The following is a 2,415-nucleotide window of genomic DNA, read 5'->3' on the forward strand; positions in this document are numbered from 1 at the left end:
GCGCTGGACGGCGCGCACCTGAACGGTCACGTGCAGCGTCTGGCGCCGGCCACCGGTTCGGAATTCAGCATTCTGCGACCGGACAACGCCACCGGTAATTTCACCAAGGTGGTCATGATCACCGCGCCCCTGCTCTCTTTGTTCGTCTTGCCTGCAGCGTATCTCCTGATGCGTCGCAAGCAGTCTCGCGTCACCCCAACACAAGCAACCAACCACGCTGGAGAATAACCATGAAAATCGCAAACATTGCCTTCGCCTCACTGCTCCTGGTACCTGCAGCGTTTGCAGATGACAAGAAGCCCATGGAAGGCATGCCGATGGATCACAAAGGCATGGATATGCAGATGGACCAAAAGGCAGCTGGGCAGACCGCTACAGCTACCGGTACGGTTAAAAAGATCGATACAGATAAAGGGACAGTCATCATTGCCCACGGCCCGGTCGAAGCGCTGGGCTGGCCATCCATGACCATGGGCTTTAAGACACAACCTGATCAAATGGAAGATTTGAAAGAAGGTGACAAAGTCGAATTCGAGTTCACCTCGAAAGGCATGGACTCAACCATCACCCGAATCGAAAAACAGTAAGCGTAGATAGCGACCGCCGCACTGCGGCGGTCGCCACCATCAGCAGATTCAATTACATCTTTGTAACGTTCAGAACAGCTTCTGGTAAGGAGCCGCCTTGTAATCTAGAGGCATCAACTAACCAGAGGTGTTAAACATGAAAACCGCAACCAAGCTGATTGTATCTGTCGTTTTGACTGCAGCTTCTTCGCTGGCGATGGCAGAAGGCGGAAGTGATCGGACACTGAAGCGCCTGAATGAAACGTCGGGAGCGAAGCCCACACTAAACGCACTTCTCAAAGAAGGCGAAGTGGTGAGTGTGGGGCCAGCTGGGTCTACCGGCACGACAGGAATGATACAAACCTATAGAACTAATGGGAATGTTCAGCCGTACGAAATTAAGATTAAAACTCCCGACGGGAAAATCCAAACGGTAGAGTTTTTGAGTGCGCCAGTCGGCGTAAACAACGGTTAACCTGCCAAACGGAACCTTAGAGGACACCTAGATGGGTAGCCTATATTCCAAGATGAAAAGCGTTCTGCAGCGAAATCCGATCGTGACGGGTCTAACCGTGGCTATAGTTGGCTACTTGCTTATGAACCAAAGTAGCGCGGCCTTGACGCCTGCGCTCCCAGGCCTGCTTTATCTCTTGCCATGCCTGCTGATGATGGTCGTATGCATGAAGCATATGTCCGGCGGAAAGTGCGACAAGACCGAAGACTCTGCGGCCGGAGACAAGGCCGTGCTAAGCAAAAGCGAATAAACCCGGGAAAATCAGGAGCATTAACATGCGAAAGACAATAACCGTAACAGCAATTGCAATTACCCTGGCGAGCGGGCTTAGCTTCGCAGCTGCTGATAAAGAAGGCCAAAGCCAGTCCGAATCCAGCATGATGAGCGGCGGCATGCATATGGGAATGATGGGCGACATGCGTGAAATGATGAAAGAATGCCGAGACATGATGGAGACGGCGAAAGCCAGCCACCAGCAAAATGGCGAAAGCCCAGACGCGACATAGTATTCTTAAATGCAGATAGCAACGATTGAAGCAGGTAGGGCACCTCCACGGGGTGCCCTACCTGTTTTTGTGTTGATGATGTAACCAGGATCATACAGATGGGCAAAGTGTCGCTGACGAGCAGAATGGCAATTGTTTTTATGCTCGTGGTTACGGTTGTGCTAACGGCCGCAGCAATCAGTTTTAATTATTTCTGTCGGCTCCATTTCGAGCGCAAAGATGCACAAGTGCTGAATGAAAAGGCCGAAGCCGTTGAGCGCACACTGCGAAGTAGCCCTGCATTCGAGCAAAAAACCGCTTCAAGAATCGATGCTGTTATTGAGCACTCCTTTGGTTTCGCAACAGCAGTAGTGGTGGATGGGAGGACCGTCTACTCCCATCACAACCTGTCTGAGAGCTTGCTTCCTCTTGCCAAAGGTATCCAAGACGAACGCTGGACTGTCGACTATGGCGGCCATCAGTACAGCGGAATCACCAGAAAAGTAAACCAGTGGGTCGGCGGACAGGACACAGTCGTATATCTAGCCCTAGATGTAACACACCGGATCCATTTCTTTGAAATGATCCAGCAGTGGTTTGCTTATACGCTGGTGGTCAGTGCACTTCTGAGTGGCGCTTTAGGTGTTATTTTGATCAAAAAGGCTTAAAACCGATCGACGAGCTCTCCAAGACCTCTTCTACGGTTACCGCTAACTGCTTGGATACTCGAATTCCGACCGAATCGGTGCCAGGCGAGCTCCACGAACTCGTTGATAATTTCAACGAGATGCTCTCACGTCTTGATGATTCCTTTCTCAGGTTATCGGGATTTTCAGCCGACATTGCTCAT

Annotated in this window: 6 protein-coding genes and 1 pseudogene; all 7 read left to right on the forward strand. The window is 51.1% G+C overall.

What is annotated here, in order from left to right:
* Positions 1 to 228, forward strand: a pseudogene (locus DQ405_RS28010) (hypothetical protein); the annotation flags it as partial.
* Between the two features lie 2 nt (positions 229 to 230).
* Positions 231 to 587: a copper-binding protein gene (locus DQ405_RS26640; RefSeq protein WP_041015563.1), complete on the forward strand. Its 357-nt coding sequence runs from the start codon at positions 231 to 233 to the stop codon at positions 585 to 587.
* 136 nt (positions 588 to 723) lie between these two features.
* Positions 724 to 1,041 carry a co-regulatory protein PtrA N-terminal domain-containing protein gene (locus tag DQ405_RS26645; protein ID WP_082041344.1) on the forward strand — a complete coding sequence of 106 codons (318 nt, stop codon included), beginning with the start codon at positions 724 to 726 and terminating at the stop codon, positions 1,039 to 1,041.
* A 52-nt stretch (positions 1,042 to 1,093) separates the two neighbouring features.
* Positions 1,094 to 1,330, forward strand: coding sequence for a DUF2933 domain-containing protein (locus DQ405_RS26650; protein WP_257790578.1), 237 nt, complete (start codon positions 1,094 to 1,096; stop codon positions 1,328 to 1,330).
* A gap of 25 nt (positions 1,331 to 1,355) precedes the next feature.
* Positions 1,356 to 1,586, forward strand: a complete 231-nt coding sequence (locus tag DQ405_RS26655; protein WP_041015565.1) for a hypothetical protein — start codon at positions 1,356 to 1,358, stop codon at positions 1,584 to 1,586.
* A gap of 98 nt (positions 1,587 to 1,684) precedes the next feature.
* The gene (locus DQ405_RS26660) at positions 1,685 to 2,233 is read left to right on the forward strand and encodes a hypothetical protein (protein WP_241730236.1); all 549 of its coding nucleotides are present in this window, start codon (positions 1,685 to 1,687) and stop codon (positions 2,231 to 2,233) included.
* The coding region (locus DQ405_RS28410) for a HAMP domain-containing protein (RefSeq protein ID WP_342030472.1) at positions 2,158 to 2,415 on the forward strand (258 nt) is incomplete at its 3' end. The genes DQ405_RS26660 and DQ405_RS28410, both read left to right, overlap by 76 nt.

The sequence above is a fragment of the Pseudomonas sp. SST3 genome, from assembly GCF_003325755.1.

Excerpts from the sequence above, each read along its gene's own strand:
- DQ405_RS26645 (WP_082041344.1), top strand. The coding sequence starts at position 724 with ATGAAAACCGCAACCAAGCTGATTGTATCTGTCGTTTTGACTGCAGCT.
- DQ405_RS26650 (WP_257790578.1), top strand. The coding sequence starts at position 1,094 with ATGAAAAGCGTTCTGCAGCGAAATCCGATCGTGACGGGTCTAACCGTG.
- DQ405_RS26655 (WP_041015565.1), top strand. The coding sequence starts at position 1,356 with ATGCGAAAGACAATAACCGTAACAGCAATTGCAATTACCCTGGCGAGC.
- DQ405_RS26660 (WP_241730236.1), top strand. The coding sequence starts at position 1,685 with ATGGGCAAAGTGTCGCTGACGAGCAGAATGGCAATTGTTTTTATGCTC.
- DQ405_RS26640 (WP_041015563.1), top strand. The coding sequence starts at position 231 with ATGAAAATCGCAAACATTGCCTTCGCCTCACTGCTCCTGGTACCTGCA.